Genomic DNA, 2,335 nt, shown 5'->3' with positions numbered 1-2,335 from the left:
ATCATTTTCTCCTGTCTTATATAGTGCCCAACAGAGGTTAACATATATGACCGATTTTACATCGTCCACACCATCTTCTGATATTTCAAGAGACTCTTGATAATATTGGATAGCCTTTGCATAATCTTGTTTTTTTTCATAATTGTTTCCTATATTTAAAAGTGCCTTGGCAATCAACCTTTTATCCGCTATTTCTTCAGCGATGGAATAGGCTTTATTCAGATGTATTAATGATTTTTCATACTGCTTAAAATCATCATAATTTCCTGCTATTACAAATAAGCATTGAACTTTTCTAATCTTGTATAACTCATACTGATCGTATATTTCAAGCGCCTTTATGATGTGATGCATAGAAACATGAGTTTGTTTCATAATATAGTAGGCTTCAGCCACCTTGAAGTGAAACTCCGCTTGCTCAATATCATCGACAACCAGTGCGAGCTGCCGCTCAGCGATCTTGTAATATTGAATGGCCTGTACATATTCTTTTATACTGAACTCATACATTCCACGAAAAAACGCGTTGTAATACTGCAGCATGCCGGACAATTTATGGTTGGAGTTTTCTATTTTATCTACTAAGTCTGCTATGGATAAAGAGCGCTGCTCTGAGGGTTTAATATAATCAAGCATAAGCTGATGACGAAAGCACATCAATTGATAGTAAATCAGTAAATCCTGGTCTTCTTCCATTCGTTCAATTTCTTGTTCTACCTCAGCTTTCAAAATCTCTGCATCCGGCACACTAAATTGCCGAATCATTTTATACCATTCATTTATTTTCACACCAACATGTGAAGAAAGAACTTTCTCCATCCCCTTACTCCCCTTCCACAAAATTCCCAATTTATTATGACATACAGAAATTTACAAGGCACCGAAAAGAAACCGCAAAAAGAACCAGTGTACATCAATAAACCTTTGGCACATGTCTTTATCCTCACAAAACAAAAAGGCAGACTCATTTCAGTCTGCCTTCATCTTCTAGATTTCCATGAGAATACCTTTTGTCTTCAGGTAATTTGCATTGAATCTAGCCTTTTTTCTTTTAATATTGCATACAATTTCGTGATGTCTAGATCGATCACCTAGCTATATGAGCATCAGGCTACCGTCATATAATGATGAAAGTACTCTTTTCTCGGATAATTTTCATCTATTTGTTTAAACATTTTTTATCTCCTCCTGAATGTAATTGCTTGTATTCAGGAGGAAGCTTTATCTGTTTTTACCACCACAATCATCCTTTCACAAGATATATCATGTTTCTGTTTATTCAAAGACTACTATGAGCTTTGCCTACGTTAAAGCCTCCAGCAACTCTTCATAAGTCATCTTGCCCAACGTGAATTTTTCTAGTGCTATATATGTTTTCTCCGCTGAAGTATTCATTCTATTATGACATTCATTCACTAACTCATGTTCATTTGGTAATGGTCCATGTAAATGTTCTTTTTTTCGACATGCTTCATAGTATCTTATACCAAATATTCTCTGGGACATCGCATTGAAGTGAATTCCATCCGGGTTAGGTATAAGACCTTTCGCAGTAACATAATAACAATTTTCATGATCATGTGCATATTTTTGTAGTTCCTCATTGATCAGTTGATATTCCACACATCCTGCGCCAAATGCTGTCTTTCCTAAGAAATCGCCCAAACCACCTATCACAAGCGGAATGTTAGGGACAGATAATTCCGTTCTCAGTTCATGAAATAATCTTCGTATTTTTTCATCGTATTCTTTGTATTTCCCATCTTGGCTGTCACTTTCTCCTTGATGCCATAATATCCCGGCCAATTCGCTATCTTCCTTTGCAAATGTAGCTTCATTTATTGCATGACGAAATAATGCCTCATCTCGTGACCACTCATCAATGGAACTGCCACCTTCGGCACATGGGATAAGACCAATCTTCTCTCTCTCATGCTCTTTACACCAAGCCTCCGCAAAAGAAGCCGCTAGTCCTACGCCAGCTACCGGTCTATCAAAATGGATGGGTTCAGTCATCATTTGCCATCTACCATTTCGCAACATCATGATTCTTTCATTATAAATTGGTGGCACTTCATGCTTGAAGCCTCGCCCCGCCATATTTGATTGTCCAATTAGTAAAAATGACTTCATATCTTTCCCCCCTCTAAATATTTTATCAAAAATGTATTTGCTTGAACGTAATCAGTTTACCCTTGCTCTGTGATTTCTAGAATTTCAACAATCTCTTGAAATTCCCTTAAAAACTATTACTTCTTTCTCGACTCATAAACATAGTTCAAATTGATGATGGCTCATCACCTTTAATAAACGATCCAGTGCGGCGGTTTTCCAA

2 protein-coding genes and 1 pseudogene are annotated in these 2,335 nt (G+C 36.8%); all 3 read right to left on the bottom strand.

The genetic code is table 11. The features are described 5' to 3' along the window. A partial coding sequence (locus V7L95_RS12775; protein ID WP_340966680.1) for a Rap family tetratricopeptide repeat protein occupies positions 1-819 on the bottom strand: 819 nt, incomplete at its 3' end. A 275-nt stretch (positions 820-1,094) separates the two neighbouring features. Beyond that, positions 1,095-1,175, bottom strand: a pseudogene (locus tag V7L95_RS12770) (CatA-like O-acetyltransferase); the annotation flags it as partial. A 127-nt stretch (positions 1,176-1,302) separates the two neighbouring features. Beyond that, a complete protein-coding gene (locus V7L95_RS12765; RefSeq protein WP_017359635.1) occupies positions 1,303-2,133 on the bottom strand; it encodes a sialate O-acetylesterase in 831 nt (276 codons plus the stop codon). Positions 2,134-2,335: the final 202 nt, after the last annotated feature.

The sequence above is a fragment of the Bacillus sp. PPSBB_11 genome (assembly GCF_038023285.1).
Lineage (GTDB): Bacteria > Bacillota > Bacilli > Bacillales > Bacillaceae > Bacillus > Bacillus altitudinis.
The sequence above is the reverse complement of the archived record's forward strand: the minus strand, read 5'-3'. Positions and strand labels throughout refer to the sequence as shown.